The sequence below is a fragment of the Actinoplanes aureus genome (genome assembly GCF_015704865.1).
Classification (GTDB): domain Bacteria; phylum Actinomycetota; class Actinomycetes; order Mycobacteriales; family Micromonosporaceae; genus Actinoplanes; species Actinoplanes aureus.
This window is the reverse complement of the sequence record NZ_JADQTO010000007.1, coordinates 69,590-95,713: the sequence shown is the minus strand read 5'-3', so window position 1 is coordinate 95,713 and position 26,124 is coordinate 69,590. Positions and strand designations below refer to the sequence as shown.

The 26,124-nt window shown below is 70.6% G+C and carries 24 protein-coding genes and 1 pseudogene; 17 read left to right on the top strand and 8 right to left on the bottom strand.

Going from position 1 to position 26,124, the window contains the following annotated elements:
* Window positions 1-30: 30 nt before the first annotated feature.
* The 4 genes from I4J89_RS16570 to I4J89_RS16555 all read left to right on the top strand — a co-directional run bounded on the left by I4J89_RS16570 (window position 31) and on the right by I4J89_RS16555 (window position 7,665).
* Window positions 31-4,596, top strand: a complete 4,566-nt coding sequence (locus I4J89_RS16570) for a PDDEXK-like endonuclease domain-containing protein (RefSeq protein WP_230859048.1) — start codon at window positions 31-33, stop codon at window positions 4,594-4,596.
* 338 nt (window positions 4,597-4,934) lie between these two features.
* Entirely contained in the window at window positions 4,935-6,608 is a 1,674-nt protein-coding gene (locus I4J89_RS16565; protein WP_196414875.1) for an EAL domain-containing protein, read from the top strand.
* Window positions 6,609-6,626: 18 nt separating this feature from the next.
* Entirely contained in the window at window positions 6,627-7,016 is a 390-nt protein-coding gene (locus I4J89_RS16560; RefSeq protein WP_196414874.1) for a cupin domain-containing protein, read from the top strand.
* A 184-nt stretch (window positions 7,017-7,200) separates the two neighbouring features.
* Window positions 7,201-7,665, top strand: coding sequence for a MarR family winged helix-turn-helix transcriptional regulator (locus I4J89_RS16555; protein WP_196414873.1), 465 nt, complete (start codon window positions 7,201-7,203; stop codon window positions 7,663-7,665).
* A gap of 15 nt (window positions 7,666-7,680) precedes the next feature.
* Here the strand turns inward: I4J89_RS16555 and I4J89_RS16550 are convergent, their stop codons facing one another.
* A complete protein-coding gene (locus I4J89_RS16550) occupies window positions 7,681-8,751 on the bottom strand; it encodes a DNA polymerase ligase N-terminal domain-containing protein (RefSeq protein ID WP_196414872.1) in 1,071 nt (356 codons plus the stop codon).
* A gap of 95 nt (window positions 8,752-8,846) precedes the next feature.
* Between I4J89_RS16550 and I4J89_RS16545 the strand changes: the two genes are divergently transcribed.
* The gene (locus I4J89_RS16545; protein ID WP_196414871.1) at window positions 8,847-9,530 is read left to right on the top strand and encodes a helix-turn-helix domain-containing protein; all 684 of its coding nucleotides are present in this window, start codon (window positions 8,847-8,849) and stop codon (window positions 9,528-9,530) included.
* Here the strand turns inward: I4J89_RS16545 and I4J89_RS16540 are convergent.
* Window positions 9,509-9,907, bottom strand: a complete 399-nt coding sequence (locus tag I4J89_RS16540; RefSeq protein WP_196414870.1) for a VOC family protein — start codon at window positions 9,905-9,907, stop codon at window positions 9,509-9,511. The genes I4J89_RS16545 and I4J89_RS16540 overlap by 22 nt on opposite strands.
* A gap of 141 nt (window positions 9,908-10,048) precedes the next feature.
* On the opposite strand from I4J89_RS16540, the gene I4J89_RS16535 reads away from it, so the two are divergent.
* From I4J89_RS16535 to I4J89_RS16525, 3 genes are all read left to right on the top strand, one after another.
* The gene (locus I4J89_RS16535) at window positions 10,049-11,155 is read left to right on the top strand and encodes an FAD-dependent monooxygenase (protein ID WP_196414869.1); all 1,107 of its coding nucleotides are present in this window, start codon (window positions 10,049-10,051) and stop codon (window positions 11,153-11,155) included.
* Between the two features lie 112 nt (window positions 11,156-11,267).
* Window positions 11,268-13,025: an aa3-type cytochrome oxidase subunit I gene (gene ctaD, locus I4J89_RS16530; RefSeq protein ID WP_196414868.1), complete on the top strand. Its 1,758-nt coding sequence runs from the start codon at window positions 11,268-11,270 to the stop codon at window positions 13,023-13,025.
* Window positions 13,026-13,172: 147 nt separating this feature from the next.
* Window positions 13,173-14,423 (top strand): MFS transporter, encoded by a 1,251-nt coding sequence (locus I4J89_RS16525; protein WP_230859047.1) that lies wholly within the window; start codon window positions 13,173-13,175, stop codon window positions 14,421-14,423.
* 1,091 nt (window positions 14,424-15,514) lie between these two features.
* Here the strand turns inward: I4J89_RS16525 and I4J89_RS16520 are convergent.
* Genes I4J89_RS16520 through I4J89_RS16500 form a run of 5 tightly spaced genes read right to left on the bottom strand, consistent with a single transcriptional unit; the run spans window position 15,515 to window position 19,162 of the window.
* Complete coding sequence (locus I4J89_RS16520; RefSeq protein WP_196414867.1) at window positions 15,515-16,144, bottom strand: RBBP9/YdeN family alpha/beta hydrolase; 630 nt, start codon at window positions 16,142-16,144, stop codon at window positions 15,515-15,517.
* Window positions 16,120-16,767: a GNAT family N-acetyltransferase gene (locus I4J89_RS16515; protein WP_196414866.1), complete on the bottom strand. Its 648-nt coding sequence runs from the start codon at window positions 16,765-16,767 to the stop codon at window positions 16,120-16,122. The genes I4J89_RS16520 and I4J89_RS16515 overlap by 25 nt, the downstream gene beginning before the upstream one ends.
* Before the next feature lie 4 nt (window positions 16,768-16,771).
* Entirely contained in the window at window positions 16,772-17,263 is a 492-nt protein-coding gene (locus tag I4J89_RS16510) for a GNAT family N-acetyltransferase (protein WP_196414865.1), read from the bottom strand.
* Window positions 17,253-17,831, bottom strand: coding sequence for a nicotinamidase (locus tag I4J89_RS16505; protein ID WP_196414864.1), 579 nt, complete (start codon window positions 17,829-17,831; stop codon window positions 17,253-17,255). The genes I4J89_RS16510 and I4J89_RS16505 overlap by 11 nt, the downstream gene beginning before the upstream one ends.
* Before the next feature lie 44 nt (window positions 17,832-17,875).
* A complete protein-coding gene (locus I4J89_RS16500) occupies window positions 17,876-19,162 on the bottom strand; it encodes a nicotinate phosphoribosyltransferase (protein WP_196414863.1) in 1,287 nt (428 codons plus the stop codon).
* A gap of 117 nt (window positions 19,163-19,279) precedes the next feature.
* Between I4J89_RS16500 and clpS the strand changes: the two genes are divergently transcribed.
* From clpS to I4J89_RS16475, 5 genes and pseudogenes are all read left to right on the top strand, one after another.
* Complete coding sequence (gene clpS, locus I4J89_RS16495; protein WP_196414862.1) at window positions 19,280-19,570, top strand: ATP-dependent Clp protease adapter ClpS; 291 nt, start codon at window positions 19,280-19,282, stop codon at window positions 19,568-19,570.
* Between the two features lie 36 nt (window positions 19,571-19,606).
* Window positions 19,607-20,107, top strand: coding sequence for a DUF2017 domain-containing protein (locus tag I4J89_RS16490; RefSeq protein ID WP_196414861.1), 501 nt, complete (start codon window positions 19,607-19,609; stop codon window positions 20,105-20,107).
* Window positions 20,108-20,166: 59 nt separating this feature from the next.
* A pseudogene (locus I4J89_RS16485) lies at window positions 20,167-20,663 on the top strand (M67 family metallopeptidase).
* Window positions 20,664-20,727: 64 nt separating this feature from the next.
* Complete coding sequence (locus I4J89_RS16480; RefSeq protein ID WP_196414860.1) at window positions 20,728-21,042, top strand: MoaD family protein; 315 nt, start codon at window positions 20,728-20,730, stop codon at window positions 21,040-21,042.
* A gap of 5 nt (window positions 21,043-21,047) precedes the next feature.
* Window positions 21,048-22,013, top strand: coding sequence for a PLP-dependent cysteine synthase family protein (locus I4J89_RS16475; RefSeq protein WP_196414859.1), 966 nt, complete (start codon window positions 21,048-21,050; stop codon window positions 22,011-22,013).
* Window positions 22,014-22,017: 4 nt separating this feature from the next.
* Here I4J89_RS16475 and I4J89_RS16470 read toward each other — a convergent pair whose 3' ends face one another.
* A complete protein-coding gene (locus I4J89_RS16470) occupies window positions 22,018-22,404 on the bottom strand; it encodes a hypothetical protein (RefSeq protein WP_196414858.1) in 387 nt (128 codons plus the stop codon).
* A gap of 273 nt (window positions 22,405-22,677) precedes the next feature.
* On the opposite strand from I4J89_RS16470, the gene I4J89_RS16465 reads away from it, so the two are divergent.
* The 4 genes from I4J89_RS16465 (at window position 22,678) to rdgB (ending at window position 26,107) form a co-directional block, all read left to right on the top strand.
* Window positions 22,678-23,424, top strand: coding sequence for an MBL fold metallo-hydrolase (locus I4J89_RS16465; protein ID WP_196414857.1), 747 nt, complete (start codon window positions 22,678-22,680; stop codon window positions 23,422-23,424).
* Between the two features lie 65 nt (window positions 23,425-23,489).
* Entirely contained in the window at window positions 23,490-24,692 is a 1,203-nt protein-coding gene (locus I4J89_RS16460; RefSeq protein WP_196414856.1) for a glycosyltransferase, read from the top strand.
* 75 nt (window positions 24,693-24,767) lie between these two features.
* On the top strand, window positions 24,768-25,496 hold the full coding sequence (gene rph / locus I4J89_RS16455; RefSeq protein WP_196414855.1) for a ribonuclease PH: 729 nt from the start codon (window positions 24,768-24,770) through the stop codon (window positions 25,494-25,496).
* Window positions 25,493-26,107 carry an RdgB/HAM1 family non-canonical purine NTP pyrophosphatase gene (gene rdgB, locus I4J89_RS16450; protein ID WP_196414854.1) on the top strand — a complete coding sequence of 205 codons (615 nt, stop codon included), beginning with the start codon at window positions 25,493-25,495 and terminating at the stop codon, window positions 26,105-26,107. The genes rph and rdgB overlap by 4 nt, the downstream gene beginning before the upstream one ends.
* The last annotated feature ends 17 nt before the right edge of the window (window positions 26,108-26,124 follow it).

The following is a 26,124-nucleotide window of genomic DNA, read 5'->3' as shown; positions in this document are numbered from 1 at the left end:
GGATCGACGGCACGGCCTAAACTCCTGGGGATGGCTGAGCAGCGGGAGTCGCCCACGACGATCCGGGATCGGGCCGTGGCGGTGGCCGACTATCTGCTGGCCGTGCGGGCGCAGATGGAGCGTCCGTCCCGGACCGTTCCGGCGGACGCGCACTGGCTGGACGCGTTGCCGCGGCACCCGGACTGTCAGGCCGGGCCGGGAGCCGACGGGACGTCCTGGCTTCGCGTCGGCCGTCCCGACCTGCCACCGCCGGTGGCAGTCCCGGCGGCACTGCGCCGCCGCCTGCGCGGCGAGATCACCGCCGCCGACGAGCCGCTCACCACAGAGTCCGCCGCCGGTCGGGAGCTCGCAGGAAAAGAGGAGCGGGGGGCCGCCGGGAGAGCCGGCCGCGAGGCCGTCAAGAAACGCGAACGGGAAGCCGCCGGGCAAGACCGGCGCGAGGCCGCCAACGGAGACGGGCGGGGAGCCGCCGGCCAAGACGCCCGTGAGGCCGCCGGCGGAGACGGGCGTGAGGCCGACGGGCGGAAGGCCGCCGGGCAAGACGCGCATGAGGCCGCCGGCGGAGACGGGCGCGAGGCCGCCGGCGGAGACGGGCGTGAGGCCGACGGGCAGAAGGGCGACGGGCGGAAGGCCGCCGGGCAAGACGGGCGCGAGGCCGCCGGGCAGGACAGGCGGGAGGCCACGCGAGATCTCCCGAAGGACGACTTCGAACGCTGGCGCGACGAGGCTTGGCGTCCCTGGTCGCGGGCGACCGCGGCCGCCGAGCAGACCCGTGACCTGCACCGCCGGCTCTTCGACCGGATGCACCAGCTGGACATGGCCGTGGCCACCACCGAGCTGGTCTGGGGGCACGGCATCCTGGAAACCAAGATCGACGGCACCCGGGTCCGGTATCCGCTTGTCGCCACCCCGGTACTGATCGAGTACGACCCGGACCAAGCGTTGATCAGCGTCTCGCCGGCCGGACCGTCCCGGTTGCAGCTGGAGGCGCTGAGCGGCATCGACGCCCGCTACGTGGACCAGTTGGCGGGCCTGGCCGGCCCGGGCGGTGCCGTCGAGGTGGATCTCTGGAACGACTTCGAGCGGCGGGAGTTCTTCGAGCGCGCGCTCACCCGGCTGGGCCACGATCGAGTCATCCTGGACCACGCCGAGACCTCCGACGCCGAGGCCGCGATCCGCGACACCGCGGTGCTCTTCGCCCGGCCGCGGCAGCGGCACCTGCGCGGCTTCCTGGAGAACCTCCGGGATCGGCTGACCAGCGGCGACTTCGGCGCCGTCGGTTCGCTCGCGGCGGTGGTGGCGCACGAGCCGAGCCGCCTCTCGATGCCCGACGACCAGCCGGAACGCTGGGAACGGGTGGGTGAGCGGCTGCTCATGCCGCTGCCCACCAACGAGGCGCAGGAGTCGATCGCGCGCCGGCTCGCGCACCACCGGAACGTCGCGGTGCAGGGCCCGCCAGGCACCGGCAAGACCCACACCATCCGCAACCTGATCTGCCACCTGATGGCGAACGGCAAGCGGGTTCTGGTGGTGGCGCAGAAGGAGGAGCCGCTGCGCGTGCTCCGCGACGGCCTGCCCGAGGAGGTGCAGGCGCTGTGCCTGGCGGTGCTCGGCCGGACGACGGACCAGCTCGTGCAGTTGCAGCTGGCGGCGCGCGAGCTCTCCGACCGGGCGGCGACCCTGGACAAGGAGGCCGAAGCCCGCCGGGTGCAGCGGCTCACCGGCAACCTCGAGGAGGCGGAACGCGAGCTCGCCGCGGCCACGGCGGGACTGCGGCTGATCGCCGAGAGCGAAGCTCAGACGTACCAAATCGGTGGGGTGGCCTTGCTCCCCGCCGAGGTCGGCGCATGGCTGCGCGAGCGTGCTGCCGCGCACGGTGGCATCCCGGATCCGATCGCGGGCCCGCCGCCGCTCACCATCGAGGAGTTCGCCACGCTGCTCAAGCTTGCCGCGCGGCTGACGCCGGAGGATCGGGTGGCCGCGATGCGGCCGCTGCCGGAGATCCAGGATCTGCCCGACGCCGCCGGGACGGCGGCGCAGCGGGAGAAGAGCGCGGAGATCGAGGCGCGCCTGTCGCGCTTGGCGGACCAGGGCGTCGACCTCGCAGCGGTACGCGCGGAGCGTCGCCCCGGCATGTCGGAGCTGGTCGGCGACCTCCGGGAGGCGGTGTCCTGGCTGCGCCGGCGGGAGGGCACGTGGACCGACCGGCTGGGCCGCCTGCTCGACGACCAGCATTGGCGCACCGTCTGGACCGACCACGTGGCCGTCACCGAGGCGATCTACGGCGAGCTGGCCGGACTCGCCCGGGAGGTGACCGGGCACCGGATCGTCGTGCCCGACCCGATCCTGGCCGAGCCGAAACTGCTGCTGAGCCGGATGGCCGAGATCCGGCAGCGGTTCGCCGCGGGCAAGGGTCTCAGCCGGCTGCTGCACGCCGGGTTGTACCGGCTGGCCGAGGAGATCCGGGTCGACGACGAGCCGGTGCGCACCGTCGCCGACGTGGACCTGGTGATCGCGGGGGTACGGCGTACCCGTGCTCGTCGCCGCTTGGGTGATGCCTGGCTGGAGTGGGTCGAGCGGCTGTCGATCCCGGCTCCTGCCAGCGGCTGGGGTGATCCGGAGGTGTGGGCCGGCGCCCTGCTCGCCGAGGCGAACCAGTCGCTCGACTTCGACCTGCACCGGTGGCCGCCGCTGGCGGACCGGCTCGCGGTCCTCGTGCCGCAACGGGAGCTGGAGCCGGACGCGACCGGGCTGGGCGAGGTCGCGGAGCTGCTGGCCGGTGCCACCGAGATCTTCGTCTTGGACAGTCAGCAGGCCGTCGAGCGGGCGGTCGCCGAGCGGCTCACCCTCTGGCCGGACCTGGTCGAGGCGTGGAAGAGCCTGGACGGCTGGGACGAGGCGATCGCCGACGTGCGCCGCCTGGTGCTGTTGCAGCCGGATGTGATGCGGTTCCATGCCGCGCACGACCGGCTGGCGACGGCCGCGCCGGAGTGGGCGGCCCGGATCGCCGCCGGTGAACATCCGGTCGTCTCCGGCCAGGCGTGCCTGGAGGCCTGGGAGTGGCGGCGGGCGCAGACCTGGTTCGACGAGGTGGTCGGTGACGTGGATCCGGCGATGCTGTCCCGCCGGGTCGAGCGGGCCGGGGCCCGGATCCGGCGGCTGACCGGCGAGCTGGTGGTGGCGTCCGCGTGGCTCGAGGTGGCGCGGGCGCTGGACGACCGGCGGCGGGCGGCGCTCGCCGACTGGACCACCGCGCTGCGGAAGATCGGCAAGGGCACCGGCCGGGGCGCCGCGGCCTGGCAGGCGCACGCGCAGCGGGCGATGGAGTCGGCGGTCACCGCGGTCCCGGTCTGGGTCATGTCGGTGGACCGGGCGATCGAGCAGTTCGCCGGCGGTGCCAAGTTCGACGTGGTGATCGTGGACGAGGCGTCGCAGGCCGACCTTTTCGCGTTGCCGGTGCTCGCGCTGGCGGAACGGGCCGTGGTGGTCGGTGACGATCAGCAGATCGGGCCGCAGCTCGGTTTCGTCGGCTCGGTCACCGGGCTGATCCGGCGGCATCTGGACGGGGTGCCGTCGGCCGAGCACTTCGATCCGGAGTCCTCTCTCTACGACCACGCGGTACGCCGTTCCCCGGAGCGGATCCTGCTCACCGAGCACTTCCGCTGCGTGCCGCAGATCATCGAGTTCTCGTCGCGGCACTACTACGACGGCAAGATCATGCCGTTGCGGGCGGACCGGCCGGCCCTGCCGCCGATCCAGACCGTGCACACCGCGACCGGGGTACGCCAACCGCAGCCGGGACTCGGCGACGTCAACCTCGAGGAGGCGAACGCGCTGGTCGAGCGGGTGACGAAGATCGTCGCCGACCCGCGGTACGACGGGAAGACGCTTGGCGTGATCAGCTTGCTGAGTACCAGCGGGCAGGCGAATTACCTGCTCACCCAGTTGCGTGAGTCGATCGGCGAGGACGAGATCCAGGGGCGGCGGTTGCGGGTCGGTGACGCGTACACGTTCCAGGGCGACGAGCGGGACGTCATGCTGATCTCGATGGTGGTGTCCGAAAACGATCCGCGGATCGCGGCCTTCACGAAGCGCGACTACCACCGGCGGATCAACGTGGCCGCCTCCCGGGCCCGGGACCAGCTGTGGATCTTTCACTCGGTACGGCCGGGTGCGCTGCTCGCCGACGACGCGCGGGCGCTGCTGCTCGCGTACGCCCTCGATCTGCCCTCCGAGGGCGCAGCGGCCGACCTGGCCGCGCGCTGCGAGAGCGACTTCGAGCGGGACGTGCTGAAGCTGCTGGTGGGCCGGGGTTTCCGGCCGATCCCGCAGTTCCGGATCGGCGGTTACCGGATCGACTTCGTGCTGAACGCGCCGGACGGCCGGCGGCTCGCGATCGAGTGCGACGGCGACGCCTACCACGGTCCGGAGCAGTGGGAGAGCGACATGCGCCGGCAGTCGGTCCTGGAGCGGGTCGGCAACTGTGTGTTCGTACGCATCCGGGGCAGCGTCTTCGCCCGTGAACCGGAGGTGGCGATGCGGCCGGTCTGGCAGCGGATCGCGGAACTGGAGGTCACCCCGGTCGTCGGGCAGTGATCGTCACGCGGAGCATCCTCTTCGGAACTCGGTGTGCATGCCCATCGGACTTCGTGGGTAGGAAATCGCGCAAGGTTCCACAGTAAGTACTCGTAGTGACTGTGTGTCATGGAGGCGCGAGGGTATTTCGACGTAATTGAGGGGGAACGAGGTCATCCATTCGGTTGTTTCGTTACTCTGGATGGGCGATAATTCCCTGCTCCTGGCCTTGTCGGCGGAAACGTCAAAAACTTTGACGCCTGCATCCACTGTTACTGCGGCCCGGTGACGGGTCGTAATAGGTGAGGGGCTTCGGTGGCAGGGGGAACGGCCGTGCGCAAGGGGGGAGGTGACGGTGTATGACGGTGCCCGAAGAACGGGAGCGTTGGACGCCGATGACACCAACCACCCTGCCTGAGCCCCGGCAGCCGGCTGATGATCGGGCGGCCTGGTTCACGTACACCGCCGCCGGCGACCAGATCGTCTGGTCCGCCGCACTCTCCGCCATGCTCGGCCGGCCACCGGCCGAGAAGGAGATGACCCGGCAGATCCTGTCCCGCTACGTGCACCGGGACGATCACGCGAAGGCGCTCGGCTCGATCACCGACGCGTGGACCAGCCGGAACACGGTGCACACCACAGTGCGCCTGATGCGTGCCGACGGCGGCTGGTTCGACGTCGACTGCCGTCTCGAGCCGATGATGAGCCCGGACGGCACGGTTCGCGGCATTCGCGGCACGGTCCGCGACGTCTCGACCCGCGAGCGGGCCCGCCGGGAGTCGGCGCGGCTCACCCGGCGCGGCGAGACCGTGCAGGCGTCACTGGTGGAACCGGATCCGGCCACCGGCCTGCTGATCCGGGCCGGATTCGCCGACGAGGTCGACCGCACGCTGCGCCGCTCCGGCGGCGCGCTGCTGGTCGTCCGGATCCAGGGCCCGAACCCCGGCGAAGGGGTACGCCCGGAGCGCAGCGCCGACCTCCTGCACCAGATCGCCCGGCTGCTCGAGGAACACGTGCGGCCGGAACACCTGCTCGGCCGGGTCGGTCCGAACGAGGTCGCGGTGCTGTTCGCGGACACCTCGTGGCGGGACGCCCGGGAGCAGGCGCGCAACCTGATGGCGGCGCTCCGCGAGCAGACCCTGGCCTGGGGTGGGCTGGTGCGCTTCGAGCGCGACGCCGAGGCCGGCAGCCACGGGCTGCTGATCGACGCCGAGCAGGCCTGGCGGCAGTCGCGCGAGGCGGATCGGGCGCTCACCCGGCTCGCCCACCCCGTTCCGGTACGCGACCGGCAGGGCACCTATCGCTCGCGGGTGGCCGACGCGCTCGGCACCGACCGGTTCACCCTCTACTCGCAGCCGATCCTGGAGTTGCAGACCAACAAGGTCACCCGGCATGAGCTGCTGCTTCGCGTACTCGACGAGGCGGACGGCCCGCAGTCGCCGATCCAGGTGCTGGACGCCGCGGAACGTCTGGACGCGGTCTTCGACATCGACCTCTGGGTGGTGGAGCGGGCCATGCGGCTCGCCGCCGACGAGCCCGGCCTCTGCCTCCAGGTCAACCTCTCCGGCCGTTCGGTCGGCGACCCGCGGCTGACCACCGAGGTGGAGAAGCTGCTCGATCGGTACGGGGTAGATCCGGCCCAGCTGACCTTCGAGATCACCGAGACCGCGCTGATCGGCAACCTCAGCGAGGCGCGCCGCTTCGCCGACCGGGTCCGTGACCTCGGCTGCGGGCTGGCGCTGGACGACTTCGGCTCCGGGTACGCGTCCTTCCGCTACCTGCGGCTCTTCCCGATCGACCTGGTCAAGATCGACGGCGAGTACGTGGTGGACCTGGTCGACAACCCGCAGGACCAGGTACTGGTGCGAGCGCTGGTGCAGGTGTGCCAGGCGTACGGGATCCACACCGTGGCCGAGTTCGTCCAGGACGAGGCGACCCTGCGGATGCTGCGCGAACTCGGCGTCGACTACGTGCAGGGTTATCTGATCGGCCGGCCGTCGCCGGTGCCGCCGGGCCGGTTGCGAAGCGCCTGACGTGGGTAACGTGCCCACATGGAGCACTTCACGATTGCCACCGTCGCGGAGAAAAGTCCCGACTTCCGCCGGGTGCTGTGGACCGGCAAGCACACCCAACTCGTCATCATGACCGTGCCACCGGGCGGCGAGATCGGCGAGGAGGTCCACGAGGTGGACCAGATCCTCACCTTCGTCAGCGGGGTCGGCAAGGCGATCGTCTCCGGCGAGACCCGCAAGGTCCAGCAGGGTGACCTGGTCGTCGTGCCCGCCGGCCGCAAGCACAACTTCCTCAACGAGGGCCCGAACCCGCTGGTTCTCTACACGGTTTACGGCCCGCCGGAGCACGCTGACGGCGCTGTGCACAAGACCAAGGAAGAGGCCGACGCTCTTGAGGAAGCCGGCAAGGACGAGCCGCCAGCGTCGTGATCCCGGCTTAGGCACACGACGCCGGAACCGGCCGAGGCCCCCCAGCCAGCCGGTTCCGGCGCCGTGTTCGGGGTGAAAGTCCCCGGACAGAGTACCCGGCCAGGTTCACGTAAGTCGATCGAATCAGCGACTGATCGACAGACGGCACATTCGGATCAGGGCCGGTCACCACTAACCTTCCAGCATGGACGAGCCTCGCTGGTTGACCGCGGAGCAGCAACACACCTGGCGACGTTTCATCGAGGTGCTGGTCAGGGTGCCCGCGGCGCTGGAGGCGCAACTCCAGCGCGACGCCGGTCTGACCCATATGGGTTACCTGGTGCTGATGACCCTCTCCGAGCGTCCGGACCGGCGGATGGCGATGAGCAAGCTGGCCAAACTGGCCTGCGCCTCGCTCTCCCGACTGTCCCATGTGGTGGCCCGCCTCGAGGAGCGCGGCTGGGTGCGCCGGGAGCGCGACCAGGCAGACGGCCGCGTGCAGATCGCGGTGCTGACCGACGCCGGCTGGGACAAGGTGGTCGCGTCGGCGCCCGGTCACGCCGAGGCCGTGCAACAGCTCGTCTTCGACCGGTTGACCCCGGCCCAGATGCGCCAGCTGGCCAAGCTCGCCGAGGCGCTCCTGGAGAAGCCGGTGGAGGTCCGGCCCTAGCCGTCGATGAGGTCCTCAGGTGATGGGGATCGACAGCCAGAGCCGGCTGCGCCGCCCCGGCAGGTAGGGCGAGTCCAGCCGCTTCGCCACGATGCCGGCCAGCCCCTGAGCCCGCGCGGCCTCCAGGACGAACTCGCCGCCGCCGGGAAAGTAGGGCGGCGTCTGCCAGTGGTCGCCGGCCAGAGCGAGGCCGTCCAGCAACTCGCGCCGCTCGGCGTAGCGGACCAGCTCCATCGTCGAGTGGCCCTCCAGCCACAGCAGGTCGTACACCAGAAGATGGGCCGGGGTGCGCTCCGCGGCGCGGCGGGCCGCCGCCGAATCCTTCGGCGCCTTGCGCCGGGCCAGCAGTTCCGGCGCCGGCCGGGCGCCGTCGAACGCGACGATCTCGCCGTCCAGCACGGCCTCGATCGGCGCGAGCGCCGGACCAAGGGCCCGGACCTCCGGATACCACGAGGTCACATCGACGCCGTCGGCATCGGTGAGGCGCACTCTTCCCCCTGAGACGTACGCGACGACGCGCCGCCCGCCCCACGCCATCTCGTATCCCCAGTCACCGTCCTCCTCGGGGAGGCCCCCGGTCCGGGTCGCCAGCATCGGCGTCACCACCTCGGGCATCGCCTCCCAGCCCGGCTCGGCCGGGTCCATCCGGCGCACCATCCAGTCCCGGCCGCCGGTCTGGAAGAAGACGTATCGGCCGTTCGTGCGCTCACCGTGAAAGGTGACCCCGATCTCGTCGTCGCGCCACTTGTCGGCCTCGTACGTCCCGCGGTCGTGGATCTTCATCCGGCCGCCGCCGTACTCGCCGGCCGGGATCTCACCGGCGAAGTCGAGATACTCCAGTGGATGGTCCTCGGTGTGTTTGGCCAGGTTGTTGCGTGCCCGGTCGCGGGGCAGGCCGCGCGGCACGGCGAACGAGACGAGCACCCCGTCGCGTTCCAACCGGACGTCCCAGTGCAGGCTGCGGGCGTGATGCTGCTGGATGACGAAGCGGCACTGCCCGGTCGGCGCGGGTGAGGCGGGCGGAACGGGCTCGGGGGTGCGCCGGGCGTCCCGCTTGCGGCGGTAATCGTCGAGGCGGTCCGTCATAGTCCGATTCTCTGCCCCGCCCCGGTGGGAAATACACGGGTGTAACTCGACCGGGCGGCCCCGGAATTGTCGTACCCCGATGGTTGGGTGTCGGCATGTACACCGAATGGCCATCCTCGCTGCCGCACGTGATCGCCTGGCGCAGCGTCACGCAGCCGGGCGACGGCGTCCGGCGGATCCTGCCGGACGGATGCCTCGACCTGATCTGGCACGACGGTTCGGTCTTCGTCGCCGGGCCGGACACCACGGCCCAGGTCGGCGCGCCGGTGCCGGGCAGCCGGCACCACGCGCTGCGCTTCGGTGCCGGCACCGGTCCCGGCGTGCTCGGCGTGCCCGCGTCCGAGCTGCTCGACCGGCAGGTTCCGCTCGAGCAGATCTGGCCGGCCACCGAGGTGCGCCGGATCGCCGAGGCCGCCGACCCCGATGCCGCCCTGGCAGCCGCGGCGACCCGCCGCTGGCACCGGCCGGACCCGGTGATGGTCGCCGTCTCGGCCGGTGCTCGCGCCGACCGGCCGGTCAGCGAGATCGCCGAGGAGACCGGGCTGGGCGAGCGCCAGTTGCGGCGGCGCAGCGTCGCCGCTTACGGATATGGGCCGAAGACCCTGCACCGGATCTTCCGGATGCGCCGGGCCGTCGCGCTGGCCCGGGCCGGCCGGGCGTTCGCCGAGGTGGCCGCCGACGCCGGCTACGCCGACCAGGCCCATCTCTCCCGCGACGTGCGGGCGCTCGCCGGCGTGCCGTTGCGTGATCTCGTTGTTCAGCCGGCGAGCGGCGCGTAAAGGTCCACGCCGTTGCCGTCCGGGTCGTGCACGACGGCGTAACGCTGGCCCCATTCGGCGTCCCACGGCTCCATGACGCCGGCGTGGCCGGCCTCGACGAGCCGGCGGTAAACCGCGTCGACCTCGGCCGGACCGGCGCACTCGAAGGCGAGGCTGATCCGGGCTCCGTCCGGGCCGGGCGGGGTGAACCCGGAGTCGAAGGTTTTGATCAACGCGTGCGTGTCCCACATGAGACGCACGCCGCCGGAGAGAGTGACCTCGACGTGCGGCGCCTGCTCGGCGCCCTCGGCGAACTCCATCCCCAGCAGACGGTAGAAGGCGAGGGAGGTGGCCATGTCGGCCACCGCCAGGCCGATCGCGTTCAGTACAGGAGTCATGAGGGTGACGCTACGAGCCGGAGCCGCGGCTGTCTTGAACAAATCGGACTTGATGTCGATCGCGGGTGTTCCCCGCCGCCGATGGCAGAAGGTAGTGTTCTGGCTCCGGCGCGTATCCATCGGAAGGAAGGCGTTGGCGCGATGACCTTGCGCATCCTCGTGGTGGGTGCCGGCATTGCCGGCCTGGCCGCGGCCCGGGGACTACGCGTCGCGGGCTTCCGGCCGGACGTGGTGGAGGCGTTGCCCGCCACCGTGATTCCGGGCGCGGGCATCTATCTTCCCGGCAACGCCTCGCGGGCGCTGCGGCTGCTCGGCCTCGACGTCCCGCTGCGACCGCTCGGTGATCTGATCTTCCGCCAGGTCTTCCTGGACCAGCGCGGCCGCGAGCTCTTCGAGATGGACGTCGCGGCTCTGTGGGCCGGGGTCGGCGAGTCCCGGGCGCTGTCCCGCGCCGACCTCCAGCAGGTGCTGCTCACCGGAGTGGGCGGCGAGGTGCGGTTCGAGACCGAGGTCCGGCGTCTGGAGATCGTCGACGGTGCCGCCAAGGTCGAGTTCTCGCACGGCGGCGTCTCGGAGTACGACCTGGTCGTCGGGGCGGACGGGCGGCGCTCGACGATCCGGGAGCTGGTCGGACTGGGCGGCCCGGCCGTTCCGACCGGCCAGATCGTCTATCGCTCGGTGGTCAGCGGCGGCCCGCCCCTGACCGACTGGACCGCGCTGCTCGGCCGGCGTTCGGCGTTCGTCGCCATGCCGATGGGCGGCCGCAAGCTGTACTGCTACGCCGACGAGACCGCACCGGACCGCCCCAACCCGGAGGACCCGAGGAAGCGGCTGCTCGAGCTGTTCGGATCGTTCGGCGGCCCGGTCCCGGCCATCCTGGAGAAGGTCGAGAAAGTGCAGGTCGCCCGGACCGACGAGGTCGTCCTGCCGAGCTGGTCGAAAGGCCCGGTCCTGCTCGTCGGTGACGCGGCGCACGCCACCGCGCCGAGCCTCGCGCAGGGCGCCGCCATGTCGTTCGAGGACGGCTGGGTGCTCGGGCAGGAATTGCGTGCGGCCTCCGATGACATCCCGGCGGCCCTCCGGGCGTACGAGCAGCGTCGTCGTCCACGGTGCACAGAGGTGCGCGAACGGACCCGCGAGCGGGATCGCGCCTGCGACGTCCCGCCATCCCTACGCGACCCCATGCTGCGCCGTCGTGGCCTCCGGATCTTCACCGATCACTATCGGGAGCTCGTGCCGTCCGTCTGACCCCGAAGGTCACCCCGCGCCAGACCAAGGTCGGTGGGGGACTATTCTGCCCACGGGGTACGCCCGATCTTCGGGGCACCTGAGAGGACGAACGAGACAACGGAGGCAATTCGTGACGACCGTTGCGCCGTCGCCGATCGCGACCCGACCATATCCGGTGCGGCGGCAGGTCAAGGGTTCGGCATTCGCTCGGATCCTGCGCACGACGGACGCGAAGCAGATCGGGATCATGTACATGATCACGTCCTTCGTGTTCTTCCTGCTGGGTGGCCTGATGGCCCTGCTGATGCGCGCCGAGCTGGCCCGGCCGGGCATGCAGATGCTCTCGCCGGAGCAGTTCAACCAGCTGTTCACCATGCACGGCACGATCATGCTGCTGTTCTTCGCGACACCGATCGTGTTCGCGTTCGGCAACTACGTCGTACCGATTCAGATCGGTGCGCCGGACGTGTCGTTCCCGCGGCTGAACGCGTTCGCGTACTGGCTGTATCTGTTCGGTGGTCTGATCACCATCGGTGGCTTCCTGACCCCCGGTGGCGCGGCTGACTTCGGCTGGTTCGCGTACACACCGTTGAGCGACTCACTGCACTCGCCGGGCGTCGGCGGGAACATGTGGGTGGTCGGCCTCGCCATCTCCGGTCTGGGCACGATCCTCGGCTCGGTCAACCTGATCACCACGATCCTGACCCTGCGGGCCCCGGGCATGACCATGTTCCGGATGCCGATCATGACCTGGAACATGCTCGTCACCGCGCTGCTCGCGGTCATGGTCTTCCCGTTCCTCGCGGCCGCGCTCTTCGCGCTCGCCGCGGACCGGGTGCTCGGCGCGCACGTCTTCGACGTGGAGACCGGCGGGCCGATGCTCTGGCAGCACCTCTTCTGGTTCTTCGGCCACCCCGAGGTGTACATCATCGCGCTGCCGTTCTTCGGCATCATCACCGAGGTCATCCCGGTGTTCAGCCGCAAGCCGGTGTTCGGCTACAAGGGCCTGGTCGCCGCGACGCTGCTGATCGCCGCGCTGTCGATGAGCGTGTGGGCGCACCACATGTTCGTCACCGGGCAGGTGCTGCTGCCGTTCTTCAGCTTCCTGAGCTTCCTGATCGCGGTACCGACCGGCATGAAGTTCTTCGTCTGGATCGGCACCATGTGGCGCGGCCAGATCAGCTTCGAGTCACCGATGCTCTTCGCACTCGGCTTCATGGTGACGTTCCTGTTCGGTGGTCTGTCCGGCGTCCTGCTGGCCTCGCCGCCGATCGACTTCCACGTCTCCGACTCGTACTTCGTGATCGCGCACTTCCACTACGTGCTGTTCGGCACGATCGTGTTCGCGGTGTTCGCCGGCATCTACTTCTGGTTCCCGAAGATGTTCGGCCGGATGCTCGACGAGCGGCTCGCCAAGATTCACTTCTGGCTGACGTTCATCGGCTTCCACGCCACCTTCCTGGTGCAGCACTGGCTCGGCACCAAGGGCATGCCCCGCCGGTACGCCGACTACCTGCCCAGCGACGGGTTCACCTTCCTGAACACGTTCTCCACCGTCGGATCGTTCGTGCTGGGTCTGTCGACCCTGCCGTTCATCTACAACGTGTGGAAGTCGTACAAGGTCGGCCAGGTCACCACGCTCGACGACCCGTGGGGCCACGGCAACTCGCTGGAGTGGGCGACGTCCAGCCCGCCGCCGCTGCGCAACTTCGACCGGATGCCGCGGATCCGCTCCGAGCGGCCGGCCTTCGACGAGAAGTTCCCCGAGCTGGCGGCCGGCGCCCAGTCGATCGCCGGTCCTCCCGAGGGCGGCGCTCGACCGCTGACCAGGGAGTCCGACGGCGGCGCGACGTACCAGGAAGACACCGCCAGCGACCGCGACCGCTGACCGGTCGGAAACGCCGGATCGGCCCGCACTCGTCAAGAGTGCGGGCCGATCCGCTTTTGATGGTGGCGCTGGTCACCAGCGGCGCGGAATCAGTTGGATTTGTGTCGTACCCCCACGGCAGTATGGTCCGCGGAGGTCAGGATCGACATGTTGCTCACGCCTTACCGGGAAACCCTCGCGCTGCCGAAGATCCGGTCGTTGCTGGTGGTCGCCACGCTCGCCCGCATCCCGATCGCGGCCGCCGCGGTGGTGCTCACCCTGCACGTGGTGACCGATCTCGGCCGGGGCTACGGGGCGGCCGGTCTGGTCGGCGCCGCGGCGACGATCGGTGGTTCGGTCGGCGCCCCGGTGATGGGCCGCCTGATCGACCGTCGCGGGCTGCGCCCGGTGCTCGTCCTGACCACGGTCGCCGAGGTCATCTATTGGCTGGTGGCGCAGAGCCTGCCCTACTGGGCACTGCTCCCGGTCGCCGCGATCGGTGGCTTCCTCGCCCTGCCGGCCTTCTCGGTGGCCCGGCAGTCGATCGCCGCGCTGACTCCCGAGTCGCACCGGCTGCCCGCGTTCGCTCTGGACTCGATGACCACCGAGCTGTCGTTCATGGCCGGCCCGGCGCTCGGCGTGCTGATCGCGACGACCGCCGGCCCCCGGGTCGCGATGATCTCGCTGGCCGTCGGCATCCTGCTCGCGGGCGTGGGCCTGTGGCTGCTCAATCCGCCGATCCGGGCGGCCCACGAGGCCTCGGTCTCGAGTGGCGAGCGGGTGTCCCGGCGCAGCTGGCTCAAGCCCCGGTTCGTCGCGATTCTCGCCGTCACGATGGCCGCGACCCTGGTCCTCTCCGGCACCGACGTGGCAGTGGTCGCCGTTCTCCGCGACTCCGGGCAGGTGGCCTGGACCGGTGCGGTGCTGTCCCTCTGGGCGCTGTTCTCCCTGATCGGCGGCTTCGCCTACGGCACCGTGCGGCGCGGGGTTCCCGCACTGGTGCTGTTCGCACCGATGGCCCTGCTCACCATCCCGGTCGGTCTCGGCGGCGACCACTGGTGGCTGCTCGCCCTCCTGCTGATTCCGGCCGGCGCGCTCTGCGCCCCGACGATCACCGCCAGCTCCGCCGCGATCAGCAACATGATCCCGGCCGCCGCCCGTGGCGAGGCAATGGGCCTGCACAACTCGGCGCTCACCGTCGGCGTCGCCCTGGGCGGCCCGCTGGCCGGCCTGGCGATCGACACCTGGGGCCCAGCCTGGGGCTTCGCCACCGTCGGCGCGGTCGGCGTCCTGGTCGCCCTCCTGGTCCTCCCCGCCGAACTCCGCCGCCGCCGCGAAACCCCCGAGCCAGGCGTCGCACCCCACGACGGCTCACCGGAGCAGACCCCAGGCCGAGACCCCGAGTCCGTGCCCGCCTGAGCCCCCACCGCCGCCGCCTTCACCGGGCCCGCGCGGCGCGGGCCTGCGCCGCGCGGGCCTGCGTGAGCCTTAAGCGCTCGCCGTTCTGGCCGGGCTGCGTGGTGCCGGGCCCGCGTGGGCCTTGAGTGCAGCCGGCCCGTCGCCGGGCCGGGCGGTGTCGGGCCCGCATGGGTTTCGAGCGCTCGCCGTTTCTGGCCAGGCCGGGACGGTCGGTGGCGGGTCTGCGTGAGCCTTGAGCGCTCGCCGTTCTGGCCGGGCTGCGTGGTGCCGAGCCCGCGTGGGGCCTTGAGCGCCAGCCGGGCCGGGCGATGTCGGGCCCGTGTAGGTTTCGAGGGCTCGCCGTTGCTGGCGGGGCCGGGCGGTGCGGGGCTCGCGTGGGCCTTGAGGGCTCGTCGCCCTTCGCCGAGCTGCGCGGTGCCGTGCCCGCGTGGGCCTTGAGCGCCAGCCGGCCCGTCGCCGGCCGGTTGGTGTCGGCCCGTGTGGGTCTTGAGGGCTCGGCCGGCAGCCGCAACCGCAGCACGCTCTCCAGCGAGCCGAATCAGTGCATGCCGGACAGCTCGGCCTGTTCGGCTGGCGCTGAGGCACGTCATGGAGGCGCCGGATTAGATGTATGTCGGCCAGCCCGGCTGGGCTGCCAGCCTGCTGAGCGGACTGCCGGGCCGCCGGGTTGCTGGGCTGCCAGCCTGCTGGGCGGCTGGGATGCCGGGCTGCCGGGTTGCTGGGCTGCCAGCCTGCTGGGCGGCTGGGATGCCGGGCTGCCGGGTTGCTGGGCTGCCAGCCTGCTGGGCTGCCGGGCTGCCGGGTTGCTGGGCTGCCAGCCTGCTGGGCCCTGGGCTGCTGGGCGGCAGGATCGCCGGGCTGCCGGACCGCTGGGCCGCGGGACCCGCTGGGCTGCGGGACTGCTGGGCCGCCGGGCCGTCGGCTGAGTGCTGGCTGAGGTGACGTGGGGTCGTGCCTGCCGGATCATCCGGCGGGCCGTGGTCTGCGCTTGGGCGAGTGCGACCAGCTGCGGCTGCGGTCGCGGCTGTCGCTGAGGTAGGGCGTCCGGCCCGGGCGTGGCCGACCGGCCGACCGTTCGGAAGATTGGCTGTTCAGACGGCCGGGCGGTGGGTGATGGGGTGGTCGTGAGACGGGCTCAGGCACCAATCAAGGAGTGAGGGCCACGAACCGTACCCGGCGTCGACGTTCAGGTGGGCGGCGCCGGGCAGGACGAGGGTGGGGATGTCCAGGCGGTCGCCGTAGGCGGGGGCAGGGCCGGCTGGGCAGTACGGGTCGTTGTCGGTGCCGATGAGGCGGGTGTGTTTTGCCGCGGCACGCAGATGGTCGGGGGTCAGGGTTTCCGGTACGGCGAAGGCGGCGATCTCCGGAAGGCTGAGGGTGATCTCCCGGGATGGCGGGGCGACCAGCAGGACCCGGTCCACCGGGACCGGCACCGCTGAGCGGGCCGCGGCGTTCAGCCACAGCAGGCAGGAGAGGCTGTGGCACAGCACGGTGCGGCGCCGGCCGGGGAGCGCGGCGACCCGGGTTTGCAGCTCGGTGAGCCAGGTGTCCAGGTCGGGGTGGTCGGGGTGGGGCAGCTGCGGGTAGTCGACCGGGTGTCCCAGGCGGGTGAGCTCGCCGGCGAGCCAGTGCTGCCAGTGTGCCGGGGGACGGCGGTTCTGCCAGCCGTGCAGCAGCAGGAAAGACTCGGCGGTGTTCACAGGCCGAACATCGGCAGACATGCGGCCACCCCTTCGATAGCGACCGCAGGGCGGTCCTGGCTGTTCCATTTTTCGCGGCTGAGGCGCAGCCGGTCGGAGATCAAGGCCTCGGTGCCGCGGGCGTCCACCGCGATGCCGTCGGGCTCGTAGCCGAGTTTGCGGGACACCGCCTGTGAGGCGTGATTGTCCTGAAAGACGTCGGTCCGGGCGGAGGCCGCTCCGAGATGGTCGAAGGCGAGCGTGAGCAGGCCGACCCGGGCTTCGGTGCCGTAGCCCTCGCCGTGGTGGGGCAGACCTAGCCAGGACCAGGTGGTGACCTGCCGGACCACGGCGAAGTCACGGGCCAGCAGCGCGACCACGCCGAGGGGTTCGCCGTCGTGGAAGACGCCGAGGGCGAGCTGCCATTTGGCGGGGCTCCAGCCGGAGAGGCCGCGCCAATGTTCCTTCAGCACGAACTCTGCCCGCTCCGACGGGGTGCCGTCGGTCCACGGCGCCAGGAAGGGCTGCTCCTCGGGTGGGTGGACGCCGGCGGCCGCCAGGTCGGCGAGTCCGGCGAGGTCCGCGTCGCGGGGAAGGCGCAGCTCCAGGCGCCGGGTTCGGACGATCAGTCCGAATTGCGGCCAGATATCGATAAGTCGCGACATGAAGTCAGAATTCCAGATACATGAGGTGCAGACCTACCCGGCCGTGCACCGGGTGGTCGAAAGCGCGCGGCACCGTACCGATGATCTGGAAGCCCTCCCGCCGGTACAGGTCCACAGCCGCCGTGTTCGCTTCCACCACGGCGTTGAACTGGACTCCCGCGTACCCCTGCTGTCTCGCCCAGTCGACGCTGTGCCGGCACAGCGCGGTGCCCACCCCGCGGCCGCGCGCGGCGGCCGCGACCATGTAGCTCGCGGTTGCGATGTGGGCGCCGGGCCCGGCACGGTTCGGCCCCATCTTCGCGGTGCCGGCGATCTCGCCGGCGGAGACCGCGACCACGGTACGCCCGGGCGGCCGCTCGACCCACATGGCGCGAGCATCCGACGAGGTCATGCCCGGGTCGTACGGGAACGTCTCCTGAGCCCGCACCACCTCACTGATGATCTCCCACACCGCGGGCCAGTCGTCGTCGGTGAGGGGCCGGATCTCAGGCGTCAACGACGGGTTTCCCGGTCGTGGTGATCGAGGCGGCGCGGAGCTGTTCCAGGGCGGCGTCGGTCGTCGCCCGGGCCACTCCGGCGGTGAGCTCCAGCAGCACGGTGGTGGCGAACCCCTCCGCGGCGGCGTCGAGCGCTGTCGCGCGTACGCAATGGTCGGTTGCGATGCCCACGACCTCGACCTCGGTGACTCCCTTGCCCCGCAGCCAGCCGGCGAGGGTTTCGCCGGCCTCGGTGTGACCCTCGAAGCCGGAGTAGGCCGCCTGGTGCTCGCCCTTGTGGAAGACCGCCTCGATCCGGTCGGTGACCAGTTCGGGGTGGAACTCGGCGCCGGACGAGCCGACCACGCAGTGCGCCGGCCACGAGTCGACGAAGTCGGGATGGTCGCTGAAGTGCGCACCCGGGTCGATGTGGTAGTCCTTCGTGGCGACCACGTGGTCCCAGCGGGCGCCGGCCTTGTCGAGCACCAGGGAGATGCCCTTGGCGACCGCGGCGCCGCCGGCGACCGGCAGGGAGCCACCTTCGCAGAAGTCGTTCTGTACGTCGACGATGATCAGCGCGCGGGACATGGGAGTTTGTTCACGACCTTCCTTGACCGAACATGTGCGTGACCTCAGGCGGTGGGAACGATGACGACGGGGATGGCGGGATCACCGGCGGAGAGCTTGAGGCCCTCCCACGGGATGGAGATCAGGCACTGCCGCAGGTGGTCGCGGGATTCCGCCAGGGTGGGGGTCGGCTGCACCTCACCGCCGGCCACGTACGTGCGTTGCAGCAGCCGGTCGTTGGGCTGATGGTCGGGCACCCCCTGGGAGAAGATGATCTCCTCGGTGGCGGTCCCGGTGGGCTTGTGGCGGCGCACCGCGGTCTTGCGGCCGCCGACCGTGGCCTTGTTCTCCGAGCGCTTGACCACCGGGCGCCCGTCGACCTCGACCAGCTTGTAGACGAGCCCGGCGGTGGGCGCTCCGGAGCCGGTGACCACCGCGGTGCCGGCGCCGTACAGGTCCACCGGCTCGGCGGCCAGCGTGGCGATCGAGTACTCGTCCATGTCGCCGGAAACAATGATCTTTGTCTCGGTGGCGCCGAGCGAGTCCAACAGCTCGCGGGACTGCTGCGCCAGCACCGAGAGATCACCCGAGTCGATGCGTACGGCCCGCAGATCCGGCCCGGCGACCGCGATCGCGTTGCGGATGCCCTGGCTGATGTCGTACGTGTCGACGAGCAGCGTCGTGTTCTTCCCGAGCGCCGCCACCTGCGATCCGAACGCGGTCGGCTCGTCGTCGTGCAGCAGCGTGAACGCGTGCGCCGAGGTGCCCGTGGTCGGAATCCCGTAGGCCCGTCCGGCCGCCAGGTTCGACGTCGAGGCGAAACCGGCCAGGTACGCCGCCCGGGCAGCGGCCACCGCGGCCTGCTCGTGGGTCCGCCGGGAGCCCATCTCGATGATCGGCCGGCCGCGGGCGGCGGTGACCATCCGGGCGGCGGCGGCCGCGATGGCGCAGTCGTGGTTGAGCACCGACAGGATCAGCGTCTCCAGCACCACGCACTCCGCGAAACCGCCGGAAATGGTGAGAATCGGTGATCCGGGGAAGAACAGCTCACCCTCGAGGTAGCCCTCCACGTCGCCGCTGAACCGGTAGTTCGCCAGCCAGGCCGCGGTGGCCTCGTCGACGATCCCGGCCGAGCGCAGGAACGAGATATCGCCCTCGTCGAACCGGAAGTCCCGGATCAGGTCGATCAGCCGGCCGGTGCCGGCGACCACCCCGTACCGCCGGCCGGTCGGCAGGCGGCGGGCGAACACCTCGAACACGCAGCTGCGGTCCGCGGTGCCGTCCTTGAGCGCGGCGCTGATCATGGTCAGCTCATAGTGGTCCGTCATCAGGGCCGGGGTGATGCTCTCCACGGACCTACCCTATTGCGCCGTCGGTTACGGCGCGGGACACGGGCAGCGAACCCGTTCTGACCTGCAGTTCGGCGCTCCGGTTCACCGGTTCGCCGAATCCGGTGGCAACATGGGGGCATGGCGTTGCCTCAGGTTGCTCCCGTCGAGACGCCGGAGATCGAGGAAGTACCGGCCGAGGACCGGCCGTGGGTGACCATCGTCTGGGACGACCCGGTCAACCTCATGTCGTACGTGACATGGGTCTTCCAGAAGCTCTTCGGCTACAGCAAGGAAAAGGCGGAGCAGCTGATGATGGATGTGCACACGAAAGGCAAGGCAGTGGTTTCCTCCGGCGCCCGCGAGCGCATGGAGATGGACGCCAACCAACTGCACGGATACGGTCTCTGGGCAACTGTGGACCGGGCCTGACACTGAGCTGGTCAAACAAACCGGGTGGGGAAGAGCATGTTCCGACGCAGTGGCGGCCAGTGTGTGGCCACTTTCGCGTACGACGAGGTGCGGGTCCTGCGCAAGGTGGCCGCCGAGGTGGTCGGCCTGCTGACCGACGGCATGGACCACACCGACCCGGTGGTGGACCGGCTCTTCCCGGACATCTATCCGGATCGGCCGGAGGATTCGCAGGAGTTCCGCCTCTACACCGAGGGCGATCTCAAGACCGCCAAGATCGATCAGGCGGGCGCGATTCTCGCGGCCCTGCCCGACGAGGGCGAGGGTGAGGTACGCCTGGACGGCGAGGCCGCCGAGGCCTGGTTGCGGGCGATCAACGACGCCCGGCTCGCGATGGGCACCCGTCTGGAGATCCAGGCCGACACCGACCTGGCCGACGAGCTGGACGAGGCGGTGCTCGAGGATCCGGGCTCCAGCCGGGTCTTCCAGCTGTCGGTCTATGCCTACCTGGGCTATCTCCAGGAGTCCCTGCTCAATGCGTTGCCCGAGATCAAGTAGCGCTCGGTGTGGGCACTGCCACGGTCGGGGTCGTGAATTCTCACGGTAATGTGAACGGCGTGCTGACCATCGACAGTGCGATCGTCCAGGCGATCGTCGCCCACGCCCGCCGGGACCACCCCGACGAGGCCTGTGGCGTCGTCGCCGGCCCGATCGGCAGTGACGTGCCGGCCCGGCACATCCCGATGGACAACGCCGCGCGTTCGATGACCTTCTACGAGTTCGACTCGATGGAGCACCTGCGGGTGTGGCGCGAGATGGACGACCGTGACGAGGAGCCGGTGGTGATCTACCACTCGCACACCGCCACGGAGGCGTTTCCGTCTCGGACCGACATCTCCTTCGCCGGCGAGCCGAACGCGCATTATCTCCTGGTCTCGACCCGCGAGCCTGATTCCGAGGAGATCCGGTCGTTCCGTATCGTGGACGGTGTGGTGACCGAAGAAGAGGTCAACATCGTGGATGCGACGGTGAAGGCGTGATTTCCACCTCCGTGCAGTCGTACATGTTCGGGCAGAGCCCGGCGTCGGTGTTCTACGAGTGTCGTTGTCGTTAGTCGCGACCCGTAACAACCGGCCCTGCCCGAAATCCCGTACGACATCTCTAGGAGCATGACAGTCATGGCTATCGAAGTTCGCGTGCCCACCATCCTGCGCAGCTACACCGGCGGCGCCAAGATCGTCGAGGGTGCCGGTGACACGCTCACCGCTCTGATCGACGACCTGGACGCCAAGCACGGTGGTCTCAAGGGCCGGCTGATCACCCCCGAGGGCAACCTGCACCGCTTCGTGAACATCTACGTCAACGACGAGGACGTCCGTTTCCTCGGCGCGCTGGACGCGAAGCTGAACGACGGTGACTCGATCACCATCCTCCCGGCCGTGGCCGGTGGCGCCCTGGGGTTCGCGGCGGCCGCCGCCCTCCTGGGGGTTTAAGTCCCATGGCTCGTTTCGAGAGCCTGCTGGACGCGTGCGGGGGCACGCCGCTCGTCGGCCTGCCCCGCCTCTCACCGGTGGTGCCCGAGGGGGCGCCGCCGGTGCGGCTGTGGGCCAAGCTCGAGGACCGTAACCCGACCGGCAGCATCAAGGATCGCGCGGCGCTGTTCATGGTGCGCGAGGCCGAGGAGTCCGGGCTGCTCCGCCCGGGCGACACGATCCTCGAGCCGACCAGTGGAAACACCGGTATCGCGCTGGCCATGGTGGCGAAGCTGCGGGGATACCGGCTGGTCTGCGTGATGCCGGAGAACGTGTCGGCCGAGCGCACCCAGCTGCTCCGGATGTACGGCGCGGAGATCATTTTCTCGCCGGCCGCCGGCGGCTCGAACCAGGCCGTGGCGACCGCCAAGCAGATCGCCGCTGAGCACCCGGACTGGAAGATGCTGTTCCAGTACGGCAACCCGGCCAACGCCCGCGCGCACTTCGAGACCACCGGTCCCGAGCTGCTGCACGACCTACCCACGATCACCCACTTCGTGGCCGGTCTGGGCACCACCGGCACCCTGATGGGCACCGGCCGGTTCCTGAAGGAGAAGGTCGAGGGCATCCAGATCGTCGCGGCCGAGCCGCGCTACGGCGAACTGGTGTACGGCCTGCGCAACATCGACGAGGGCTACGTCCCCGAGCTGTACGACGCCTCCGTGCTCGACCGCCGGTTCTCGGTGGGTACCCGGGACGCGGTGCTGCGGACCCGCCAGCTGGTCGAGGTGGAGGGCATCTTCGCCGGGTTCTCCAGCGGGGCGATCCTGCACGCCGCCCTGGCCGTGGCGCACGAGGCGGTCAAGGCGGGCAAGCGGGCCGACGTGGCGTTCGTGATCGCCGACGGCGGCTGGAAGTACCTGTCCACCGGGGCGTACGGCGGCACCCTCAACGACGCCGAAGAGGCCCTCGACGGCCAGCTGTGGGCGTGACGGCTCAGTAGGCCAGCGCCACGAGGACCGCGGCGAGCATCGGCGGGGCGGACGCCGCCATCAGGTACCAGGGCAGCCTGCGCTGGTGGATGGCGAGGAAGGCGGCGGCCGCCGGCCCGACGCTGAGCAGCGTCAGTACCGCCAGGACCGGCAGGTACCAGCGGGGCGCGCCGCCGAAGACCGCGAGTACGGCGTACAGGCCGACGGCGACACCGGTCAGACCCAGCACCGCGCCGTAGAGCGCCATGGCGAGCATGCGCCCGGCGCCGGGCGCCGGATCGTCCGGCGCGGGGAAGCGGAAGGCCACCACATCCTGGCCGGTCGTCGATGCGACCGGCGCGTTTCCGGACGCCGCGGTAGGGGTAGTGCGGGCCTGTTCGACCGCGGTCACGTCGCCTCCTAGAGATGACCTTGGACGTATTACCCTGTGCAACGCCGAAAGCTCACTCGACGTGACGGCGGGGTCGGCGATGACCGAGGTCACGACGGCTGTGATGTGCGTTGTCGATTTAGCGACAAATCGATCAGTTGTTAACGCCAGGCACTGGTCGGGGCGTACGCTTCGCTCCGTGATTGACTGGTCTGACAAGTCCAGCGCGGACCGGTCGGGCGGGGCCTGGACGACCCGGAGTTGTTCGACCCGATGTGAGTCAGAGGGACCCGCATGCGACTAACCGTTCTCGGTTGTGCCGGAAGTTTCCCCGGCCCCGAGTCGGCGTGTTCGGCCTATCTCGTGGAGGCCGAGGGGTACCGGCTCCTGATCGACTTCGGGTCCGGATCGCTCTCCGCGCTCCAGCGCTACTCCGACATGCGCCGCGTCGATGCGATTCTGCTCACTCACCTGCACTGTGACCACATGCTGGACGCGTGCACCTATGTGGTGGTCCGCCGCTACGACCCGGCCGGCCCGCTGCCGCCGCTGCCGGTCTACGCGCCGCTGGGCGCCGCGGAGCGGATCGCCGCCGCCTACAGCACCGAGGGCGAGCCGGTGGACGACGTCTACACCTTCTACGGGTTGCAGCCGGGCACGTTCCCGATCGGCCCGCTGACGGTCACCGTCGACCGGGTCAACCATCCGGTGGAGACGTACGGCGTGCGAATCGAGCACAACGGCCGGGTGCTGGCCTACTCGTCGGACACCGCGCCGTGCGAGGCGCTGCTGCGGCTGGCCGCCGGCGCCGATCTGTTCCTCTGTGAGGCCAGCTATCAGGACGGTGTGTCCAACCCGCCGGACCTGCATCTGACCGGTGGAGAAGCAGGTGAGGCCGCCACCAAGGCGGACGTGGCCAAGCTCCTGCTGACCCATCTCGTGCCGGCCTGGGCCAGTGAGGCCTCTATTGTGGAGGCCGCCGGCGACGCTTACGCGGGACCGGTCGAAGTAGTCCGACCGGGCGCCAGATACGATCTCTGAGCCGGTACGGGGGCGGGATCGGCTCAGCACCGATGCACCACGTGTCGTGATCTTGGAGTTGTTGCATGCGCATCGTTCGCCTGGCCAACTTCGTCACGGTCCATACCGGTGGACTACGCACCGCACTCAGGCAGCTCGGCCGGGGTTACCAACGGGCCGGGCACGAGGCGGTCCTCGTCATCCCCGGCCGTCGGCACTCCGACAAGATGACTAAGCAGGGCCGGGTCATCACGCTGCCCAGCGCACCGCTGCCACGCACCGGCGGATACCGGGTGCTGGCCGGCCGGCGTGAGCTCACCAAGCTGCTGGACAGCCTGGAGCCGGACCGGATCGAGGTCTCCGACCGGACCACCCTGCGCTGGACCGGCAACTGGGCCCGGCAGCGCGGGGTCCGCTCGATGATGGTCTCCCACGAGAGCCTGGCCGGGCTGCTCGGCGTGTGGGGGATGCCGAAGCGGGACACCCTCGCCGACCGGTTCAACCAGCGGACCGCCGAAGCGTTCGACACCATCGTCTGCACCACCGCGTTCGCGGCCGCCGAATTCCGCCGGCTGGGCGTGCCCAACCTGGTCGAGGTCCCGCTCGGTGTGGACCTGGAGGTGTTCAATCCGAGCCGGATGGACGTGGGGGTGCGGTCCCGCTACGCCCGCCCGGACGAGCTGCTGGTCGTCTACGCCAGCCGGTTGTCCGCGGCGAAACGGCCCGAGCTGGCGGTGGACGCCGTCGCCGCCCTGCGCAACGGCAAGGTCCCGGCCGTGCTGGTAATGGCGGGCGACGGCACCCGGCGGACCGCGCTGGCGTACCGGGCGGCTCGTCTGCCGGTTCGCTTCGCCGGGCACATCTCCGACCGCCGTGCCGTGGCGGCGCTGCTGGCCAGCGCGGACGTCACGCTGTCGCCGGGTCCGGTGGAGACTTTCGGCCTGGCCGCGCTGGAGTCGCTGGCCTGCGGCACCCCGGTGGTGGTGAACGAGCAGAGCGCCCTGCCCGAGGTGGTCGGTGAGGCCGGCGTGGCGGTTCCGGGGACCGCGGAGGCGTTCGCCGACGCGGTGAGCGGCCTGATGGAGCGTCCCCGGACCGAGCGCCGGGCGGCCGCCCGGGCCCGCGCCGAGAACTTCGGCTGGCAGCGGTCGGTCCAGGGCTTCCTCCAGGCGCACGGCGTGCTGCCCGAGCCGGTCGGGGTTCCACTGCCGGCCGACCTGATCCGCCCAGCGGTGCCGCGCACCCGCAAGCCCGGAACGGATGAAGCGGGAGCGGCGCGCTACGCATAGCGCGGTGCCGCGCCGCGCACCCGTAAGCCGGGGCGGACGAAGCGGGCGCGGCACGCTACGCATAGGGTTGTGGCCATGGCGCGACCCGACGGCCGGACGGCCGACCAGCTGCGGCCGGTGACCCTGACCCGGCACTGGAGCATCCACCCCGAAGGTTCGGTTCTGGTGGAATTCGGCAACACCCGGGTGCTCTGCACCGCCAGCGTCACCGAGGGGGTGCCTCGCTGGCGCAAGGGCTCCGGCCTGGGCTGGGTGACCGCGGAATACTCCATGCTGCCCCGCGCCACGAACACCCGGGGCGACCGGGAGAGCGTCAAGGGCAAGCTCGGTGGGCGTACCCAGGAGATCTCCCGGCTGATCGGCCGCAGCCTGCGGGCCTGCATCGACCTGAAGGCGCTCGGCGAGAATTCGATCGTGCTGGACTGCGACGTGCTCCAGGCCGACGGCGGCACCCGCACGGCCGCGATCACCGGGGCCTACGTGGCGCTGCACGACGCGGTGAGCTGGCTGGCCGCCCGCAAGTCGCTGGCCGGCAAGGTGGAGAAGGTGCTGCACACCTCCATCCAGGCGGTGAGCGTCGGCATCATCGACGGCGAGGCGCGGCTCGACCTGAACTACGAAGAGGACGTCGCCGCCGAGGTCGACATGAACGTGGTGTGCACCGCCGCGGGCGACTTCGTCGAGGTGCAGGGCACCGGTGAGAACGGTGTGTTCCGGAGGGCGCAGATGGACGCGATGCTCGACCTCGGCGTGCTCGGGTGCTCCGAGCTGGCCGCCGCTCAGCAGAAGGCCCTGACCGCATGAACGCCCGCCTGCTGCTCGCGACCGGTAACCGCAAGAAGCTCGCCGAGTTGCAGCGGATCCTCGATTCCGCACTCGGCCTGCACCAGGTCGAGCTGGTGGGTCTCGGTGACTTCCCCGACTACCCGGACGTGCCGGAGACCGGTCTGACGTTCGGCGAGAACGCGTTGATCAAGGCCCGGGAGGGCGCGAAGCGTACCGGCCTGCCGACGGTGGCCGACGACTCCGGCATCGCGGTGAACGCGCTGAACGGGATGCCCGGCGTGTTCAGCGCCCGCTGGGCCGGCCGGCACGGCGACGACCAGGCCAATCTGGACCTGCTGCTGGCCCAGATCAGCGACGTCTCCGACGAACATCGCGGTGGCGCCTTCGTCTGCGCGGCCGCCCTGGTCCTGCCGAACGGCCGTGAGCACCTGGTGGAGGGCCGGCAGACCGGCCGCCTGCTGCGCAGCCGGCGCGGTGACGGCGGGTTCGGCTACGACCCGATCTTCGTGGGTGACGGCCAGGATCGTACGAACGCCGAGCTGAGCCCGGCCGAGAAGGACGCGATCAGCCACCGGGGCAAGGCGTTCCGCGAGCTCGCCAAGGTCATCGCCAAGGAGCTGCCGAGGTAGGAAGCGCGCTCGGGCAG